The following is a 19,855-nucleotide window of genomic DNA, read 5'->3' on the forward strand; positions in this document are numbered from 1 at the left end:
AAATAGACTAAGGAGCTTACTAATAAGCAGTTAATGGGGTCTTCCTTATGGTCTCTCTGGACACGATTAAAGGATATTTAATTGAATTCATCATACTTAAAATGACTGTCTAAGTCAAGTCATTGTTAAGGATTAGACATTTTTTAGCAGATAAGAGTCTCCGACCGACCAGCTGGAGACTCTTGTGCTTAGAAAATTACTATATTCATCTATAGTTTTTCAACTAAGAAACATATTTATAAGTCGTCGAACCTTAATTCTTCAAGCTTATCCAAAAACTCCCTTGGTGGTTCTACTTCAAAAGACATAGTTTCTTGACTAGTAGGATGTACAAAACCAAGTGTTTTTGCATGTAAATATTGTCCAAAGGAAGTAGCTTGTTTGCTAGCTGGATGGTACATAGGGTCGTTAAGGATAGGGTGTTGAATGTAATCCATGTGTGCCCTAATCTGATGCGTTCTTCCGGTTTCTAATTGTAAGGATAAAAGACTTGCATCCCTTAAAGTTTCTATAACAGTAAAATGGGTAACAGCTGCACGACCATTTTTTTGCACACTTCTTTTCAAGCGATTGCTGGTGGAGCGTCCTAAAGGAGCATCAATCGTTCCACTCTCATGGGCAAAATGTCCTTCAACAATTGCCAAATATGTTCGTTGCATGGTGTGTTCTTCTAACTGCTTAGACAATGCTAAGTGAGCTTTAGGTGTTTTAGCTACCACTAGAAGACCAGATGTATCTTTATCAATACGATGGACTATGCCTGGTCGAAAACTTTCCCCTTGTGTAGATAGATTGCCAATGTGATGAAGTAAGGCATTGACCAAAGTGCCACTAGAATGTCCCTTAGAGGGATGAACCACCATACCTGAGGGTTTATTAACTACCACAAGATCAGCATCTTCAAAAATAATATCTAAAGGAATATCTTCGGCAGCAACAACTAGTTCCTCTTCTTGAGGAATAAGAATAGTGATTTGGTCACCAGTGCGAACCTTATAATTGGCTTTAACAGGCACCTCATTCACCCTAACCGCTCCTTGTTTTAACCATTGTTGGATAACAGAACGAGTATAGTCCCTAAACTGTTCTGATAAGACCTTATCTATCCTACCTGTTTCTTGACTAATTTGAAATGTTAATTGGTTATTTGACACTGGCATGCTCCTTTCCTTCTATAAATAGGGTATAAATAAATAAGAGCGCTACACCTATCGACAAGCACATATCCGCCACATTAAAAATCGGAAACTGCATAAAATCTAGTCGGAACATATCCACAACATAGCCCAAACGAAGACGATCAATGAAATTTCCTAAAGCTCCCGCTAATATCAAAGCATATGCTAAGGAAGCAAGAGCAGATTTTCCACGGTCCTTAAAAATAAGATATGCCATAGCAGCTACAGCAATGAAGGTAATAACATAAAAGATAAGCATTTGCCCTTCTAAAATTCCCCAAGCAGCACCTGGATTCTTGATATAAAAAATATTGACGATGCCAGGTATTAAATCCTGACCCTGCCCTTCAGAAAAATTAGCTACCGTCCACCATTTTACAGCTTGATCTACAATAATAGCTATTACACTGATTACAAAATAAACAATCATATTGAATATTCCCTCTCTTTCCTATTCTTGATTATAACTTTCCCCTGTCTAGATTGCTAGTAGCAAGTGGGCACATCTTGACTGACCAAACTGCACCAAAATCCATACTAATATTTCACAAGGTTACAAAAATGTTTCAAAGTGGTGAGTTGTACCCATAAATTATCAAAAAATGATACCTTTTTGTAATATTTAGACATAAAAATCATCATTTTTTAAGAAAAGTTTGTATATCTAGAAAAAAAACCTTATAATAACAAGTGACTATTCTAGTACTGTTTATTATAGATAAATATATATAAAAGGAGACTCGTATGAAAAACCTGAAATCTAAGGTTGTACTATTGGGGGCAAGCTTGTTACTTTGGGGATGTGGTAATGCGACCAGTCAAGTCAATACCACCCTACAAAATGTACAAGATACCTTACCAACCGTTATTCAACATCTCAACGACATACAAAGCGTTGAAGCTCAGCTACAAAGTGATTGGGAAGCCGAAATTTCACAAGACTTGGAAATGAAAACCTTTGAAACTGGTAAAGGTGCCGTTTTTGAGAACATTGCTAAAAGAAAAGAGTCTTTTAAGCAACTCAAAGAGCAAACTAAGAAATTGGCTACATTTGCAGAATCTTTAACCAAAGAGAAAGATGAAAGCTTGCCTTTAGCCGAGTTGCAAATTATTACAGGTACTTTGAACCAAATTGTGACTGCACTGAATGACTATATAACTATGGCAGAACCACAATTAGAAAGTGAATTAGTCTTCTTTAAATCACTTTCTGGGAAAACTATTACCTATGATAGTTTGAATACTGAAATTGTGAATATAAACAATCAAGCTATGGAAAGACAAGCTATATTGGAAAAACTCAACGAACCACTGAAAAATATTGACAAACCTATTCGAATTGCTAAAGCAAGATTAGCAACTCAATTAGAAAGTTCAAAGTAAGGAGGAGAAAACTTTGAATAAAAAACAAATATTGTTAGGATTAGTTACTAGCGCAAGTCTCTTACTGGGTTGTTCCAATTCAAGTACCCAAGAAAACCAAACCGTAAGCTCTTCAAGTCAAGAAGTGACAACTCAAGACACATCAAGTCAGGTAACTTCAGGACCAGAAGTTACCAAAAAACTTTATCATATGACTAGTGATTTTCGAGTTCAGGCCAATGACCCAAGTTCAGAAACGTCATCTTTAGTGTTTTTAACCTTTGACGATGCACCTGATAAGCATGCATTACAAATTGCGAAAACCTTAAAAGACAGAGGTGCGCATGCCCTATTTTTGGTTAATGGTCATTTCTTAGATGCTGAAGGAAAAGCCGTATTAAAAGAAATTTATGATATGGGATTTGAGATTGGCAATCATACGCAAACTCACCAAGATTTAGCAACCTTAACTTATGAAGAACAATTAAAAGAAGTCAAAGAAACGTCTGATTTAATTGAAGAAATCACAGGTCAACGTCCTAGATTTTTCCGGCCACCATTTGGTAGTTACAATGATGATACCCTTAATGTTATGAAAGAAGAAAATCTTTATCTCATGACGTGGACTTTTGGCTATGATTGGCAAGAAGACTACCAAACTTCACAAGCTCTTCAACAAATTATGATCAATGCTCCTGAACTTTCTAATGGTGCTAATATTTTGATGCATGACCGTTCTTGGACGGCAGAGGCAATTGGCCCAATCGTTGATGCCTACAAAGAAAAAGGCTACATCAGTGTTGACCCTAAAGCTATTGAACTACCTTTAGTGGGTGAAAGCCGATGAAGCTTAAACCAATACTGAAAACAATATCCCTTACATTAGGTGCATTAGCGCTTTTCAGTTTCTTTCGTTCAGATTTCAGCATAATCTCTGCCGAAGAATACTCCAATGAGGTACCTAAAATTAATTTAAGAAATTCAAGCCTTTTAAAAATACCCAAAAACTTACCACAAAAACTTTTTTATGACAGTGGCATCACCATTCCCTACCCATCAGAAGGTGTTAAGGGAATTTACGCTCAAGCTTCAGCTATGGAAGGTAATTCTCTTGTGTCAATTATTGATTTATTGGACAACAGTGCCCTTAATTCCATTGTTATTGACGTTAAAGATGACCATGGTGATTTAACTTTAAGCCTACCAACAACTAATCAGACGATTAAGCAAAATACCTATATTGAAATTTCCGACACTGATGCATTAATGAAGACTCTCGAGAAACACCAAATTTATCCTATTGCACGTGTTGTGGCATTTAAAGACGGTAGATTGGCTCATCAAAGGCCAGATTTATCCTTTGCTTATTCAGATGGGACTGTCTGGACAAATCCAGGCGGCGAAGCTTTCATTAACCCTTTTATGAAAGCAAATTGGGACTATCTATCAGAGGTTGCCATATCTGCTGCTAAAGCTGGGTTTAAAGAAATTCAGTTGGATTATGTTCGTTTTGCTGAACAATTTGACGGTATTTCAGACTCCTTGACCTATAGTCTTGGAGATTTCGCTTCCTATCAAGATAAAGGACAAGCTCAAATCGCGGCTATCACTGAGTTTGTTGCCTATATTCGCGATAAATTAAAACCGTTTGGTGTAAAACTATCTGTTGATATTTTTGGCTATGCCGCAACTGTTGGAGAAGAACCAGGAATCGGTCAAAACTTTTCTAAGATGGCACAACATGTAGATGCTGTATCATCAATGATTTACCCTAGTCACTGGGGCGAGGCCTATTTTGGAGTTTATCAACCTGATCTACACCCCTATGAAATCATTTATGCCTATATGCAGATTGAAAATGAAATCTTAGCTGATGTCAATCCAGCACCAATCACAAGACCTTGGTTACAAGCATTTACTGACTACAGCTTGCCTTATGGTAATTATCAAGAATACGGACCAAAACAAATTGCTGAGCAGATTAAAGCTTTAAATGACTCTGGAGTAACGGAATACCTCTTATGGAATCCCGCATCGACTTACCCAAGAGGAGCTGACTATTAATGAATACTAAACGTATCAGTTTCAGCCGTTTACAAGTAACACTCATTACCATCTTACTAGGTACTATCGTAGTTTTAGGTTGGGTTTTCTTTCGGCAGTCACAAGAAACACCAAGCCAGACAAGTGAAGCTACTGCAAGTAGTTTAGGGAAACCAGTTACAGAAGACGGTGTCGATTATCTTAGTTATCATATTGATTACCGCCCTAGTAACTATATTACCTTACCTAATCAACTACCTAAGCGACTAACCTTTAACAGTTCTATAACAATCCCCTACCCCTCAGATGGCGTTAAGGGGATTTACGTTACCGCTAATTCAGCTAATTCAAGCTATTTTAACCAACTCATAGATCTACTGGATAAAACAGCTCTTAACAGCATGGTAATTGACATCAAAGAAGATTTGGGAAATATAACCTTAGACTTCCAATCACAAAATGAATTGATTAAAGCCAATACGGATGTGACTATCACAGATAAGGATGCCATGATGAAATCTTTAGAGAAACATCAAATATATCCTATTGCACGTATTGTGGTTTTTAAAGATAGCAATTTGGCTATGAAACATCCAGAGATGTCATTTGTTAACCCAAATGGTTCTGTCTGGTTAGATAATAACGGGCACGCCTTTGTAAATCCATTTCTCAAAGAGGTTTGGGATTACAATATTGAAGTGGCAAAAGAAGCGGCTCGTTTAGGGTTTAAAGAAATTCAATTCGACTATGTTCGTTTTGCTGAAGGTTTTGAATTGATTGAAGACCGTCTAACCTATAATCAAGGTGATTATGCCAATTTAGATATGGATTTAGGGCAAAAAAGAGTTAAAGCTATTACTGATTTCCTAGCTTATGCTAAGGAACAATTGAAGTTCTATAATGTAGAAGTGTCAGTTGATATCTTTGGATATACAGCAACCTTAGACGAGGCAACAGGGATTGGACAAAACTTCTTAAAGATGTCTCAACATGTAGATGTTGTTTCCTCAATGATTTACCCAAGCCACTGGGGAGAAGCCTATTTTGGAATTGTTAGTCCCGATTTACACCCTTATGACTTGATAGCTGCCTATATTCAGGAAGAAAACAAACTATTGGCTACTTTAGAAAAAGCGCCAACGACTAGGCCATGGCTGCAAAACTTCACAGCTTCCTACCTACCAGACGGAACTTACCAAGTTTATGGACCATTCCAAGTTTCTCAACAAATCAAGGCTTTGAAAGATAACGGAGTTAATGAATACCTATTATGGGATGCTGGAAATGAATATTTTGAGAATGCTGATTATTAGGTAAAATGAATTAAACAAAAAATAAGTATTAAAAGCACATAAGGTCAAGTTTCTAAAAACTTGACCTTATGTGCTATTATTCTAGCTATCAATCACAATATTTTCTCCAATGGTTAAAAGACACAGAACCTTTCTAATAACGGGCTTTCCTAGGCTCAATTCTAAGGCGTCTGCATATACAGCTAATTGACCTTGGTACTTTTTGACCATACTATCAATTTGCTCTGGCTTTGCTTGAAGATAATCTGTTTTGAAGTCATACAATACGATGCCCTCTTCCAGTTCGACGTAACCATCAATAATCCCATGGACTAAGATATGATCACTTTGGTCGGTATGCAATTCTTGGAACAATTGACTGGCTGGTAGAACATAGGAAAAAGCTTGTTCTTTTTTAACACGGTTATGCTCTTTTAGTAACCATTTGCCAAAAGTGGTGTGATAAAAGGCTATGACTTGGTCAATTGATATGGATGCTGCAAGAGCTTGACTGAATATACCGTCAGCTGTCAAATTATTCAAAACTTCTTGAACATAGTCCTCACTTATTTCTTGGCTTAAATCAAGTTTCTGCATCAATAAATGCATAGCTGTTCCTCTTTCGCTTGCCTTGACTTGTACCTCTTCTTGTAAAAAACGTGGTCGTTTTAAGCTTGGAGATAGGTAGATAGATGGTAATTTATTTTCAACCGGACTTTCTCTTACAAGTATACTATCTGGTCTAGGCAAATCTAAATCTCCTGGTTCTTCAAAAAGTCGTTTTATCTCCGTAACACTTTGAAAAGAAGTTGTTTGGCTACTTGCTTGATAAGGATAGGTTTTCGACAGGTTATCTAATTGACCTTTTAAGTCATAAAACTGAACATCTTTAGGATCTATTCTCTCAAGAACAGATTCTTCTGTAATGATTGTATCGTTATTGCGGTTAGCAATCCATTCCCTACTTTTCATTTGTAATTGATCCATTGGGAAATATTCCAAGTAATAGGAAAACGGTCTTCCTAAGATAGTATGATGGGTTGCTGTATCAGAATCAGCTTTCGCTCTGGCTAAACACAGGCCTATCCAATTTAAAAAGCCTTTATTGGCAATCCGGTAGGTTTCCGGCACAACCCAATCCGTCTCGCCTTTTACATATTCCCAGTCCGATTCAAAATTTTGACGATTCGTTACTGTTCCAACTATCACTAATTTATCCCTAGCACGAGTTAGGGCAACATACAGCTTACGCATTTCTTCTGATAGCTCACGGCGTAACCGTTGGCTGCGAATGGCGGTATGAATCAGTGATGGATACTCTATTCGTTTATCTAAGTCCAGATAACGACTACCGACTCCATATTGATCCGAGAAAATATACCGTTCGTTTAGGTTGCTGAGATTAAATTTTTTGGCAGCATTTATTAGGAATACCAAAGGAAACTCAAGTCCCTTACTAGCATGGATGGTCATAACCCTTATAGCATTCTCCCCTTGTGCCAAATCAACTGGCTCTGCTAAGTCTTTGTCTTGCTTTTGCATCTGTTCAATAAAATGGATGAATGACCTAACGCCCTTGAACGAAGAGGATTCATACTGCTTAGCTCGTTCATATAAGGAATGTAAATTCAAGGACCGTTGTTTCCCATTGCTTTGACCTTGAACGTACTCTAAAAATTGTGTATCTTGATAAATCTTCCATATCAAACGTGAGATTAGCTGCTTGTTGGCAAAGTCTCGCCAAGACATTAAGTCTTTTAAAAACTGATCAACCTTATCGTGAAGTTCTTTAAGCTGTTGAGCCGTGAAGTAATCAACCACTGCATCCTCTTGCAAGTTCTGAAAATCAAGTAAGGATTGGAAATAGGATTGTTTTTTATTGTCTTTCCGAATATGGGCTAAATCAACCTCATTCAATCCAACCATTCCCGAACGCAAAACACTTACTAAAGGGATGTCTTGGTAAGGGTTGTCTATAATTTTTAGTGCAGAAATCATTGTAGTAATCTCTGTCCGTTTAAAGTATTGGTCTGTTTTTTGTAGCATAACTGGCAAGCCATATTCATCAAAAACTTCACCTATTAAACTATTGTAGGACTTGGTTGGTGTTAATATAACAATATCTCGATAGTCCACGTCTCGCTCTTGACCTGTATCTGGGTCCATAATTTGAAAGCCATCTTCTTGATATTGCTTAATTTTCATGGCAATAAGATTAATTTCAGCTTCTGCTGCTGAATCAAAGCCTTCTTGCCCTAAATCATCTAGTATTATTTCGTCGTCATTGTCTTCTTTTAAGTCTGCTTTCTCCACAATTAGAATCTCTGTAGCCTTATCATGGGCCTGTGAATACGCGGTATTTCCAACAATTAATTCCGCATCTTCATCATAATCCATCTGGCCAAGTTTGGTATTCATCAATTGCTTGAAAATAATATTGGTAAAGTCTAAGACATCTGAGCGAGAGCGGAAATTCTCCGCTAGTAATATTCGCTTACCACCCTCTTTTTTACCGAATTTATTGTATTTGCCTAAAAATAAGGTTGGGTCAGCTAAACGGAAGGAGTAGATAGATTGCTTCACATCCCCTACCATAAAGAGATTATCTCTTCCTTCCTCATGGCGCGTTACTGCTTGCAAAATGGATTCTTGTACGCGGTTCACATCCTGATACTCATCCACCAATACTTCAGTAAATTTATCTTGGTAATATAGGGATGCTGCTTGTCGACCATTTTCATCTTTTGTAGCTAAGATATCCAAGGTCATATGTTCTAAGTCTGAGAAATCAACCTTATTTAAGTGAAGTTTTTCCTTTTGGAGCGTCTCATAAAAGCGTATGGCTGTTTGGCTTAAGGTTTCAATAACAGGAAGAATGTTTGATAATTGTTCCATCTGAACTTGTGGTGATTGCCAAAAGTATGTCTCTTTTAGGGAGATGACAGTCTCTTTCAATTGTGTTCTTTTGTCTTTGATAAGATTCACCTGATCCTTGCTGTCAGCAAATGCCTTATTCAAGGTAGGCCATCTATCAAAAGTAAGGTTATTGAGGGTGTCAAAGACAAGATTGTAGTCAATAACTTTAGATAATTCCAGAAGATTGGAAATTTTTTTTGACTCATCTAATAAGAGAGCAAAATGTTTTTCGGCACCAGCTATCAGTTCTACATCCCTTAACAAGATGTCATAACTATCTACAATAGTTTGGAGACTTTCTTGAATTTGTGGATGAAGATAGTCTTTTACTAACGGATGATTTCCCCAAGTCATGTCACTCTGATAAATCTGTGGCAATTTTTCCAACCACTCTTTTGGATTCGGGTTGGCTCTAGAAAAGTCAAACAACTGATACATCAAATTCGTAATGCCATCATCGTTTCGATCATTAGAATAGAAACGACATAAACGTGCAAATGATCCATCTTGATCTTCTAAAAAAAGTTGGTCTTGGAGTTCCCGCCAGACTTTTTCACGAAGCAGTAAATCCTCTACGCCATCACTCATAAGAGAAAAGACTGGATCAAGATTGGTAATATAAAAGAATCTCCGAATAACCTTTAAACAAAAGGCATGAATGGTAGAAATATTTGCTTTACCCATTAGCTGAGTTTGTTGTAGATAGTGCTGTTTGAGCTCTTGGTCTTGCGTACTATTCACTTCATTTTCTAGAGTTTTACGGATACGCTCCTTCATTTCCTTAGCAGCTGCTTCGGTAAAGGTCACAATTAATAGCTGGTCAATCGAGTCGCCACTCTTAATTCTTTCAATAATACGTTGTACTAGAACCATGGTCTTTCCGGAACCAGCAGATGCAGAAACCAATATATTCTGATGACGTTCCATGATGGCTTCCCACTGATGCTCTGTAGCACGTAGGTTAGCCGGTTTTGGGGGAATTACATAGTTATTGGTCATTGGTCTGGCCTCCCTTCTTAAATGGCTCATCGTCTTGTGTAGCACGTAAGGTTTCCTCTATTTTTTCAAGCCCATCTTGCATAGAGATCTGCTCTAATTTACGATAAGAATTTTCTGGATTACTAGCATCAAATTGTGAAATCGACGCATACGCACCTGATACAGATGGTGTATAGCCCTTATCAAATGGTGCAAGACGAGTATCTCCATTCAAAATTCGGCGCCCTGCTTCGATAATGCACATTCTTACATAAGTAATCATATTTTCCATGGAGCCTGGGTCAATAACTTTTGATTCTGCTGCAAAAGAACCATCTTTTTTAAACTTAAAAGGAAAGACATCTGAACGAGAAGAATCTTCTGCTAAAGGTGCAATATTCCTGATTGTTTCTAGCTCATTTATCATCAAGCCCTTATAGCGGAAAGCGTTGAGCCATAAGTCTTCATAATCTTTATTTTCTAAATTCTTACTAGCAAAGGTTGGGTTCTGAACACGTACATAAAATGCTCCAAATGGCTTTGCTTGCTTGTGTGCTGAAACTGTAGAGTCCGCTTGCTTCAGATTGACAAGTTTCCTAGCAATATCCAAATAAAAGAAGAGCTGCAACTGTAAGCCTTCCAAAAATTGATTCATAGCAAAGTCTTTTGTACCTGATTTGTAATCAACTATCGTAACATAAGGTGTTCCATCAACCAGAGCTTGGTCAATACGGTCAATCTTTCCTCTCAAATGAATCGAATGGCTATCATCAATAGGATAAGTGACATGGATTGACTGTGCCTGATCTGCTAGATTTCCAAAGACATATTCGGTTTGATACGGCTTGTTCATGGTCCAGCCAGCTTGCGTTTTAATCGCTTTTGCAGTTTCTATAATGGTCTTTTGAAGGAGTGATTTCAGGAATTTCATACGTTCTGATGAAGATAAAATAATAAAACGTGCATCTTGGTCTTGAACTTGGAAGAGCTTTTGTATGAGTTCTTCTAAGTGACTATCACTTATCTCCATAAGATTAAGACCCTGCTTGTTCATTTCCTTTAAAAGCAAGTCTAAGGACTCATGAAAGTAGTCTCCAGCATTAGCAGCGGTTAATTCAAACTCTACCCTTTCTTTTAAAGCTAAGCCATAGCGTAAGAAATGACTAAATGGATCCGCAAAAAATAGCTCCACTTGTGATACAGATAGATAAAGATTGTTTCCATACAATTGATTGGCTAATGAAAGAGGTAATTGTTGAGGGATATTCATACGAAAGACACTTGCTATCAACTTCTGGTAGGAATCTCTGTAGTCTGGATGATTCTTTAATAAATGAGCAAAAAGAATCCACTCTGTTTGGTTCTCTTCAGGTTGGTATTTATTTTTCCTGAATTCGATTAACAGTTGCTTGAATAATTCTGCCTGACTTTTGAATTGTCTATGACTCAATCGTTCGTTCAAAAGCGTTGTTCCATCTTCCACGGGTACTGAAAAGAAGTTCGCAATTCTTTGTAGATAGGAAGATATTTCTTGAAGGGAGTTCGAATCTGCTTGTGTTTTTGAATAAGACAAGTAAAGATTGTCATAGGCAGACGTTAGGATTTTATAAAAAACATAAGGTTCAACTGATTGGTTTTGGCTAGAATTTGGTCTTAAAAACCGTCCAGAATCCAGTTCTTGTGTCAAAAGGTCTCTTTCCTCGTCTGTAAAAAGACTAGTATTATCAACCGTCCGTGGTAAGACACCTTGTGACAAACCAATAGCAAAAGTTATCTTTTTGCTCTCAAAGCGTATCGAATCAATTCCTGTACACAGAACTTGGTCTAAAGTACTTGGCGCCATTTTGTAGGATATTTGTTCAAAAGCAGCTTGAATCATTTGTTGAAATAGAAGTTCGTTAAATGTATCTTGTCCAAACAGGTCTACATATTCATCTAAGATGTTGAGAAATTCTCCCCAAACTTGTTCTTGTTGCCGAGCTAACTGTACTTGTCCGTTTTGAGCATACCAATCTCGCCAATACAAGATAGCCTGATCGACCCCTAAGTCTTCCAATAAAGTATATAGCAGGGTCACTGCTTGTCTACCTGTTTTAGCTTGGCTGAAATGTTTGTAGAATTCAGTTAGTGAGCTACTAACCATTTCTTTTAGCTGAATGGCTACCTGCACATCATTGATTACCGTTTCTTCAAGGACCTGGTCAGCATCACCTTCCTCATCTTGGCTTGGTGGGCTGTAGGCCCATCGACTGTTCTCTAACCAGTCAGAACCTTGGTAGCCATTTGCTAGTATGATTGTTTCACTGGTGTCTACCATCTGTCTAAAGGCTACCAGAGTTTCTCTACTTTGCTCTAGCGAATCTTCCTTAGTAACAGATTTTGGCCAAAAACAATATTCTGTTCTTAGAAGGTTAAGAATATTGTCTGCTCTCCAGTAATAATTCTTTATTGCAAAGATACTTTCTAAAACTTGAAATAAGGGATGTTCTTGTACGGACTCACTTGAATCAAGGAAATATGGAATCTTGAATTCTTCTAAGATTGGTTCTAAAAGCAATCTATCTTGGTCTAGGGTACGTGATAAGATTTGGATGTCTTTGTAACGATAGCCTTCTTTTAAAACCTTATCCTTTATCCTAGCAGCAAGTGCTTGAATTTCTTCTTGTTTGGTGACATAAGAAGCAAGATGCAGTCTATCTAAAGGCTGTGATTCTACTGTAACCTTGCCAGAAGGATAGGCATGGCTCGTCTGCAACCAATAGTCTTCTAGTAGATAAAAGTCTAAATGATATTTGCTATTTTTATCCAATATTTCTAAGCTAGAGTCTATTTCTAAGCCAAAACTAGCTAAAAAATCACTTACTCGTTTGACCAATTGACTATTTGAGAAAAATAATGATTGTGGATTATTGCCATTTTCTATGAAGGAATGGCGGGTTAACGTGATTTGCAAATCTACCGTATGAGCCTTTTCAACTAAGGATTTAATCACCATTTGTTCTTGCGCCCTAAAGCTATAATAGTGGTCAATAATCACTAACGTATGCGATAAATCTGTTTGTAAAATTTGATCAGCTAAAGCAAGTAGAAGTTCTTCTGATTGTATATAGGCTCTCTTTAACGCTTTTTGAAAATAACCATAAAGAATACCGAATTCCTTCAGTCTTTGCATGAAATCACTAGATGTTTTGGTTTGATCTACTTGTGCTTCCATAAATGTTTGAAAATCTTCTGGTTCGATGGCTCCTTGACGAAACTCTTGGAAAAGGTCAACCAATTGCTCAACAAATCCCTTATGATGTGCTTCTGCTCGAAAAAGAAGTAGCTCTTCTTGATGTTCTACCAATATTTTTTGAACTAACATAGCCAGACCAACTTTACTTAGTCCTGGCCTCGCTATAATAGCTTTGTCTTTTAAAAGATACCAAGCCAGACGTGTAAAAGAGAAAACTTGAAGTTTGGTCATTGCTATTTTTGCCTCTGACCCAGCCTGTAGACTCCCAACCTCTTTTATCATGGAAAGTTCCGCATCAAATTTGATATGGTCTGGCACAATATAAAAAACTTGATTATTTTTATCAGCATCAAGCCAATGTCTGATTCGTTTAGCAGTTTCGTGTTTAGAGTCTGCTGTTTCTTTCATAAAAATTCTTTGTAAAGGCATATGAGAATTCCCTCTCTTCGCTTAAAAATAAGAAATGCTTTTCACTACTTCACTCTTCTCTATTGTACCCTTGAATGACCTTAGGGTAAATGAAAGATACCAAGTCTGCATAAAAAAGTTGCTCCCATCACTAACTGATAAGGAGCAACAAGTTGAAAAACTATTCTTCTATACTAAATCTTCTTCAACGAGTTCGAGGTCTGGACTTACTTCTACAACAGTTTCATCCTCTTTGTATTCCTCACCGATATTAAAATGTGAACGGACTTTACGTTCAATAATATCTTTCACTTCTGGGTTCTCCATTAGATATTTTTTAACATTTTCGCGCCCTTGGCCAATACGATCATCACCATAGGAATACCATGAACCACTCTTCTTGATAATATCAACATCGGCAGCCATATCAATCAATTCACCAACCTGAGAGATTCCTTGTCCATACATAATATCTACTTCAGCCACTTTAAATGGTGGAGCAACTTTATTTTTAACTACTTTAATCTTGGTACGGTTACCAATCACATTGGTGCCATCTTTGATTTGTTCAGCACGTCTGACTTCTAAACGTATCGTCGAATAGAACTTCAAGGCACGCCCTCCAGGTGTCACTTCTGGGTTACCAAACATAACCCCTACTTTTTCACGGATTTGGTTAATGAATAAAGCAATGGTCTTAGTTTTATTGATAGTTCCAGAAAGTTTACGTAGAGCTTGAGACATTAAACGTGCTTGCAAGCCTACATGTGTATCTCCCATTTCACCATCGATTTCTGCACGAGGGACAAGGGCAGCAACAGAGTCAATAACAACAATATCCACCGCACCAGAAGACACTAAGGCTTCTGCAATATTCAATCCTTGTTCACCAGTATCAGGTTGAGATAACAAAAGATCATCAATGTTAACGCCTAGATTTTGGGCATAGTCAGGGTCTAACGCATGTTCTGCATCGATAAATGCCGCAATCCCACCAGCTTTTTGAACTTCTGCAACAGCATGTAAAGCAACTGTTGTTTTACCGGATGATTCTGGCCCATAAACTTCAATAATACGACCTCTTGGATAGCCACCCACGCCTAAAGCCACATCTAATGCTAACGAGCCAGATGGAACAGTTTTAATCTTGGTATCGGCTTTTTCGCCCAATTTCATGACAGCACCTTTACCGTAATTTTTTTCTATGTTTTTTAAAGCTTCTGCTAAAGCTTTCTCACGACTTTCACTAATTGCCATTCTATAACCTCCATGGGATGATTCCCTTTTCTTTTCATTCTTAATACTACTCTTTTTTAATTAAAAAGGCAAGTAAAATACGAACAAATATTCGTATTTTATTTCTTAACAAACAAAATAGCCCATTAATCTATTATCTACGACGCGAAAGTAGCCATCTTCTTAATACATCTAAACCTTGTTGGACAGCAAACTCTCGATTACCATTTCGATTTCTAGCAAAATGAAATTCAAAGTTCGCACTAGTTTGTCTATCAACAATACCAATAAATACTGTCCCTACTTCTTTTCCTTCCAAAGGCTCTGGGCCAGCAACACCAGTAAAGGATATGGCAATATCGGAATCAAATAGTTTACGAACATTTTCAGCCATTGCATGAGCGCACTCTTTACTGACCATACCAAATTCATCTAGCAAGTCTTTTGGAACCTGTAAAACAGATTCTTTAGCACTTCTTTGATAAGAAACGATACCGCCTTTAAAGACAGATGAAATCCCGGATTGTTCCACTAGGCTAGCTTGAAATAGACCCCCAGTTAAGCTTTCCGCCACTGATATTGTTTCATTGGTTTCTTCCAAAAGTTTAGCTACTTCTTCTACTAGACTACCATGTTCTCCATAGCCGTAAAAATATTCCCGAACGTCAGCCATTATTTTTTCTTCAAGATTATCTAGTAGAACTATACACTCTTCTTTGCTTTTACCATTTGCTGTTAAACGTAGGACAACTTCATACTTGCCGGCATAAGGAGCAATTGTGGGATTGGTCTGTTGATCAATTAATGGCGCCAAGACAGTTACCAGTTTTGACTCTCCTATACCAAAGAATCTTAAATAGCGTGACTCAAATTGAATTGTTTGACCAAATTCATTTTCTAACAAAGGTCTAGCTTCTTCTTCGAACATCAGTCGTAATTCACTAGGTGGTCCAGGTAAAACTAAATAAGACTTAGAATCCTTCACAAGATAGCTACCAATCGCCAACCCATTGTGATTAGCTAGCACTTGTCCATTTTTAAAAGTTAGAGCCTGTCTACGATTGTTCTCAGGCATATCTCTGTGAGATTGAACATGATAAGCAATAATCTTGTCTAAAGCCGATTTATCCTCCACTAGCTCTTCTCCTAAGTAAGTTGCAAGAGCCTGTTTGGTAATATCGTCTGTTGTAGGCCCAAGTCCCCCAGTTAGAATAATGATATCAGCACGACTACTAGCTAAATCAATGGCATCAATTAAGCGAGCCATATTATCCCCCACAACCTGCTGGTAGTAGCTGGTCAAAGATAGAGAAGCCAACTCCTTCGCTAAATAGGCACTGTTGGTATTAATAATCTGCCCCATTAATAGTTCTGTTCCAACCGCAATGATTTCTACGTTCATTTATTTACCTCCTCATACTATAGATACGCAAAAAAAGTCAAAATTATTTTATTTTCTTGAAGAAATTTAAAAAAATCGCTCTTTTAGCTTTTTCCACTTAGAAAGCCATTCAAGCTTCTAAGGTATTGACTAAAAGAGCGATTTTTTATTCACTTCCTTAAAAAGAGTCTGAAAACACATGTTTATTTTTTACAAAATAATCTACTCCCGAATAGATGGTAAAGAACAAACAGATATAAAGTAAGATAGTTCCTAGTGGAAATCCTAAACTTTTAACTGGTAGGTCATCCAAGAGCAAGAAAATAATGGCTAACATCTGTGTAGCTGTTTTTATTTTTCCTGGCCAAGCGGCTGCCATAACTTCTCCATCCGTTACCAATAGAATCCGTAAACCAGTAACGGCTAATTCCCTACAAACAATAATTGAAACCACCCATGCCGGTGCAAGGTTCAAAGAAACTAAGCTAATAAAAGCAGTCATAACAAGCATTTTATCTGCCATTGGATCAGCAAATTTACCAAAGTTGGTGACCAAATTATACTTTCTGGCAATCACACCGTCCAAATAATCGGTAAAGCTTGCAATAGCAAATACTAGGGTAGCCAATAATTGTAAAACTGGAATTTGAGAGCCTAATAAGCTGATACTTGTATGGGAAGGGATGGCAACTAGAACAATAAAGACCGGGATTAGTAATATCCGAGCTATGGTTAATTTATTCGGTAAATTCATTTAGAACTCCTTTTTAGTTTACGATAGTAATGTAGTAAGATGTCGCATAAGAGTCACTTGGTATCTTGAGTAAAGTACCGTTAATATAAACATCAGCTGTAGGCGCATAACCAAAACTGATACCAATAGAACTAGAGCCTTGTCCCACTGTGGCGGTTATGCTCTCACCAGAGGTTAAAACACCATCGACCTGAGCAACATCGTCTGCACTGATGCTAGACCATAAATCAAGGTCACCACGGTTATAAACCTCTACTCTGATTGGGAATGTTTCGCCAGATAAGTTGTAAGATAAGCTGTCACCATTGTTGCTAACTAAGGTTAAGCCTTTTGGTGTTTGACTAGAGCTTGAAGAGGCTACACTACTCTCAACAGATGATGAAGACTCTGCTTGAGAACTTACTGCGGATGAGTTAACAGTAGATTCTACAATACTGGACTCTACTTGACTAGATGAAACTTGACTAGAGCCTGCCGGAGTTTCTTTCTTATTGTTAACAAAAGCATTTACGCTAGCATAGATAATAGCAACCACTAAAAGCCCCATTATAATAGCAGGAAAGTATGCTCGTACTACTGAGAAAAGATTCCCCCAAAATGAATTATTGCTCATCTTCAGATCTGTTCGTGAGCGATTGATTGGAGAAGTCACTTCACTAACAGGTTCAATAGGTTTTTGAGGGATAACATCAGCATACTCTGCTAACAGTTGTTGCCCATCTAAACCTACCGTTTCAGCAATTTGTTGAATAAAAGCTCGAGTATAAAAATTACCTGGTAAAGTGTCGAACTCATTATCTTCTATCGCAATCAGGTAGCGTTTTTGAATTTTTGTAATTTGTTGTAAATCGTCAAGGGTATATCCTTTGCTTTGACGAGCCTGTTTTAGACGTTGTCCAATTGTTTGATCCATTTCATCACCATTTCTATTATTTTCATTCAAAAATAGTATACCACAGATTAAAAGCTATCTGTAAAAATTGCGAATTTTAATCGAAAAAACTTCTTACAAATGTGTAACAGAGTTTTTGGGTATTGTTTTTTCTAGGCTTTATAGCGATGTTTTTAAAAATGATACTGTTGGCATAGCTGTAAGCCAAATTATTCAGGCTGTACCCTGCTCTTCAATATTAAGGCAAAACCACTCCAAGTGAAAAACCACCTCTCAATCTTTAATGGTTGAGAGGTGGTTTTATTACTCATTTTATTTTTCATCTTCACCAAGGTTCAATACAGACATAAAGGCTTCTTGAGGAACTTCTACAGATCCCACTTGCTTCATCCGTTTTTTACCTTCTTTTTGTTTTTCTAATAGCTTACGTTTCCGTGAAACATCCCCACCGTAGCATTTTGCCAAGACATTTTTTCTCAAGGCTTTTATGTTGGTTCTGGCAAGAATCTTATTTCCAACAGCTGCTTGAATCGGTACTTCAAACTGTTGTCGCGGAATTAGGGTACGTAATTTTTCCGTAATGGCTTTTCCTCGTCCATAGGCAAAATCTTTATGCACAATCAGACTTAGTGCATCCACGACCTCACCATTTAACATGATATCCATCTTAACCAAATTGCTTGGGCGATAACCAATCAATTCATAGTCTAGGGATGCATAGCCTTTGGTACTAGATTTTAAGGTATCAAAGAAGTCGAAAATAATCTCAGACAAGGGCATATCATAGACCACGTTGACGCGGTATTCATCTAAGTAATCCATCGTCACAAATGAACCACGTTTTCTTTGACAAATCTCCATAACCGCTCCGACATATTCGTTAGGCACCATAATAGAAGATTTTACGTAAGGTTCTTCAATAGCTTGAACGGATGATAAATCAGGCATTTCAGCAGGGTTAGATACCACAACTTCACTACCATCTGTCTTTTTAACATGGTAAATAACCGATGGCGCTGTCGTAATAAGGTCTAGGTCGAATTCTCTTTCTAAACGTTCCTGAATAACATCCATATGCAACAGACCAAGAAAGCCACAACGGAACCCAAAGCCAAGTGCTTGTGAAGTTTCTGGCTCAAATTGTAAAGCTGCATCATTGAGTTGTAGTTTCTCAAGAGCTTCTCTTAATTCAATATACTTGGATGAATCGATTGGGTAAAGTCCACAATAGACCATTGGATTCATCTTACGATAACCTTCTAAAGGTTCAGAGGCAGGATTATTAGCTAAGGTCACCGTGTCCCCCACACGAGTATCTTGAATGGTTTTGATGCTAGCGGTAATATAACCGACATCTCCAACCATTAGGAAATCTCGTGAAATTGGTTTTGGCGAAAAAATCCCTACATCAACAACATCAAAGGTTTTTCCATTACTCATTAACTGAATTTTATCTCCAGGACGTACAATCCCATTCTTAATTCGGACATTTAAGATAACGCCACGATAAGCATCATAGAGCGAATCAAAGATTAAGGCTTGTAATGGCGCTTCTAAGTCACCGGTTGGAGCTGGAACTTTTTCTACGATTTGTTCTAGGATTTCATCAATCCCAATCCCAACTTTTGCACTAGCCAAGACTGCCTCAGAAGCATCAATTCCAATAACATCTTCAATTTCTGTGCGTACACGTTCTGGGTCTGCTGCTGGTAGGTCAATTTTATTAATAACCGGCAAGATTTCTAAATCATTGTCCAAAGCTAAATAAACATTGGCCAAGGTCTGTGCTTCAATTCCTTGAGCAGCATCCACCACTAGAATAGCACCCTCACAAGCCGCCAAACTACGAGAAACTTCGTAGGTAAAGTCCACGTGTCCCGGCGTATCAATCAGATGGAAAATATATTCTTGTCCATCCTTGGCATCATACGTTAACTCAACAGCATTTAGTTTAATGGTAATGCCACGTTCTCTTTCAAGATCCATGGAGTCCAATAACTGTGCCTGCATTTCTCGTTCAGCAACTGTATCTGTTGATTGTAAAATACGGTCAGCTAAAGTTGATTTACCATGGTCTATATGAGCAATAATCGAAAAGTTCCTTAATCGCTTTTGTCTTTCTTTCATTTCTTGTAAATTCATTAATTTTATCTCACTCTCTATCCAGAAATTTCCATCCC

General features: G+C 37.6%; 13 protein-coding genes. 4 read left to right on the forward strand and 9 right to left on the reverse strand.

What is annotated here, in order from left to right:
* Positions 1–236 precede the first annotated feature (236 nt).
* Complete coding sequence (locus tag NPA36_RS00075; RefSeq protein WP_256944081.1) at positions 237–1,154, reverse strand: RluA family pseudouridine synthase; 918 nt, start codon at positions 1,152–1,154, stop codon at positions 237–239.
* The gene (lspA, locus tag NPA36_RS00080; RefSeq protein ID WP_256944082.1) at positions 1,144–1,608 is read right to left on the reverse strand and encodes a signal peptidase II; all 465 of its coding nucleotides are present in this window, start codon (positions 1,606–1,608) and stop codon (positions 1,144–1,146) included. The genes NPA36_RS00075 and lspA overlap by 11 nt, the downstream gene beginning before the upstream one ends.
* 314 nt (positions 1,609–1,922) lie before the next feature.
* Here lspA and NPA36_RS00085 point away from each other — a divergent pair, with 314 nt between their 5' ends.
* The 4 genes from NPA36_RS00085 to NPA36_RS00100 are packed head-to-tail and all read left to right on the forward strand — an operon-like array spanning position 1,923 to position 5,896.
* Complete coding sequence (locus NPA36_RS00085) at positions 1,923–2,561, forward strand: YkyA family protein (protein ID WP_256944083.1); 639 nt, start codon at positions 1,923–1,925, stop codon at positions 2,559–2,561.
* A gap of 13 nt (positions 2,562–2,574) precedes the next feature.
* Positions 2,575–3,387: a polysaccharide deacetylase family protein gene (locus tag NPA36_RS00090; RefSeq protein WP_256944084.1), complete on the forward strand. Its 813-nt coding sequence runs from the start codon at positions 2,575–2,577 to the stop codon at positions 3,385–3,387.
* Complete coding sequence (locus tag NPA36_RS00095) at positions 3,384–4,604, forward strand: putative glycoside hydrolase (protein ID WP_256944085.1); 1,221 nt, start codon at positions 3,384–3,386, stop codon at positions 4,602–4,604. The genes NPA36_RS00090 and NPA36_RS00095 overlap by 4 nt, the downstream gene beginning before the upstream one ends.
* On the forward strand, positions 4,604–5,896 hold the full coding sequence (locus NPA36_RS00100; RefSeq protein ID WP_256944086.1) for a putative glycoside hydrolase: 1,293 nt from the start codon (positions 4,604–4,606) through the stop codon (positions 5,894–5,896). Before NPA36_RS00095 ends, NPA36_RS00100 begins: the two co-directional genes overlap by 1 nt.
* Before the next feature lie 81 nt (positions 5,897–5,977).
* Here NPA36_RS00100 and addA read toward each other — a convergent pair whose 3' ends face one another.
* The 7 genes from addA to lepA all read right to left on the reverse strand — a co-directional run bounded on the left by addA (position 5,978) and on the right by lepA (position 19,817).
* Complete coding sequence (gene addA, locus NPA36_RS00105) at positions 5,978–9,790, reverse strand: helicase-exonuclease AddAB subunit AddA (RefSeq protein WP_256944087.1); 3,813 nt, start codon at positions 9,788–9,790, stop codon at positions 5,978–5,980.
* Positions 9,780–13,433 (reverse strand): PD-(D/E)XK nuclease family protein, encoded by a 3,654-nt coding sequence (locus tag NPA36_RS00110; RefSeq protein WP_256944088.1) that lies wholly within the window; start codon positions 13,431–13,433, stop codon positions 9,780–9,782. Before NPA36_RS00110 ends, addA begins: the two co-directional genes overlap by 11 nt.
* A 168-nt stretch (positions 13,434–13,601) precedes the next feature.
* Complete coding sequence (recA, locus tag NPA36_RS00115; protein ID WP_256944089.1) at positions 13,602–14,669, reverse strand: recombinase RecA; 1,068 nt, start codon at positions 14,667–14,669, stop codon at positions 13,602–13,604.
* Positions 14,670–14,802: 133 nt separating this feature from the next.
* Positions 14,803–16,050, reverse strand: coding sequence for a competence/damage-inducible protein A (locus tag NPA36_RS00120; protein ID WP_256944090.1), 1,248 nt, complete (start codon positions 16,048–16,050; stop codon positions 14,803–14,805).
* A 157-nt stretch (positions 16,051–16,207) separates the two neighbouring features.
* Positions 16,208–16,783 (reverse strand): CDP-diacylglycerol--glycerol-3-phosphate 3-phosphatidyltransferase, encoded by a 576-nt coding sequence (pgsA, locus tag NPA36_RS00125; RefSeq protein WP_256944091.1) that lies wholly within the window; start codon positions 16,781–16,783, stop codon positions 16,208–16,210.
* A 13-nt stretch (positions 16,784–16,796) separates the two neighbouring features.
* Positions 16,797–17,696, reverse strand: coding sequence for a helix-turn-helix domain-containing protein (locus NPA36_RS00130; RefSeq protein ID WP_256944092.1), 900 nt, complete (start codon positions 17,694–17,696; stop codon positions 16,797–16,799).
* A 291-nt stretch (positions 17,697–17,987) separates the two neighbouring features.
* Positions 17,988–19,817 carry a translation elongation factor 4 gene (lepA, locus tag NPA36_RS00135; protein ID WP_256944093.1) on the reverse strand — a complete coding sequence of 610 codons (1,830 nt, stop codon included), beginning with the start codon at positions 19,815–19,817 and terminating at the stop codon, positions 17,988–17,990.
* Positions 19,818–19,855: the final 38 nt, after the last annotated feature.

Origin of the sequence: Granulicatella seriolae, assembly GCF_024543085.1 — a bacterium.
Taxonomy (GTDB): Bacteria; Bacillota; Bacilli; order Lactobacillales; family Aerococcaceae; genus Granulicatella; species Granulicatella seriolae.

Coding starts and splice junctions, on each gene's coding strand:
- NPA36_RS00095 (WP_256944085.1), top strand. CDS start 3,384: ATGAAGCTTAAACCAATACTGAAAACAATATCCCTTACATTAGGTGCA.
- NPA36_RS00100 (WP_256944086.1), top strand. CDS start 4,604: ATGAATACTAAACGTATCAGTTTCAGCCGTTTACAAGTAACACTCATT.
- lepA (WP_256944093.1), bottom strand. CDS start 19,817: ATGAATTTACAAGAAATGAAAGAAAGACAAAAGCGATTAAGGAACTTT.
- recA (WP_256944089.1), bottom strand. CDS start 14,669: ATGGCAATTAGTGAAAGTCGTGAGAAAGCTTTAGCAGAAGCTTTAAAA.
- pgsA (WP_256944091.1), bottom strand. CDS start 16,783: ATGAATTTACCGAATAAATTAACCATAGCTCGGATATTACTAATCCCG.
- NPA36_RS00120 (WP_256944090.1), bottom strand. CDS start 16,050: ATGAACGTAGAAATCATTGCGGTTGGAACAGAACTATTAATGGGGCAG.
- NPA36_RS00110 (WP_256944088.1), bottom strand. CDS start 13,433: ATGCCTTTACAAAGAATTTTTATGAAAGAAACAGCAGACTCTAAACAC.
- addA (WP_256944087.1), bottom strand. CDS start 9,790: ATGACCAATAACTATGTAATTCCCCCAAAACCGGCTAACCTACGTGCT.
- lspA (WP_256944082.1), bottom strand. CDS start 1,608: ATGATTGTTTATTTTGTAATCAGTGTAATAGCTATTATTGTAGATCAA.
- NPA36_RS00130 (WP_256944092.1), bottom strand. CDS start 17,696: ATGGATCAAACAATTGGACAACGTCTAAAACAGGCTCGTCAAAGCAAA.
- NPA36_RS00085 (WP_256944083.1), top strand. CDS start 1,923: ATGAAAAACCTGAAATCTAAGGTTGTACTATTGGGGGCAAGCTTGTTA.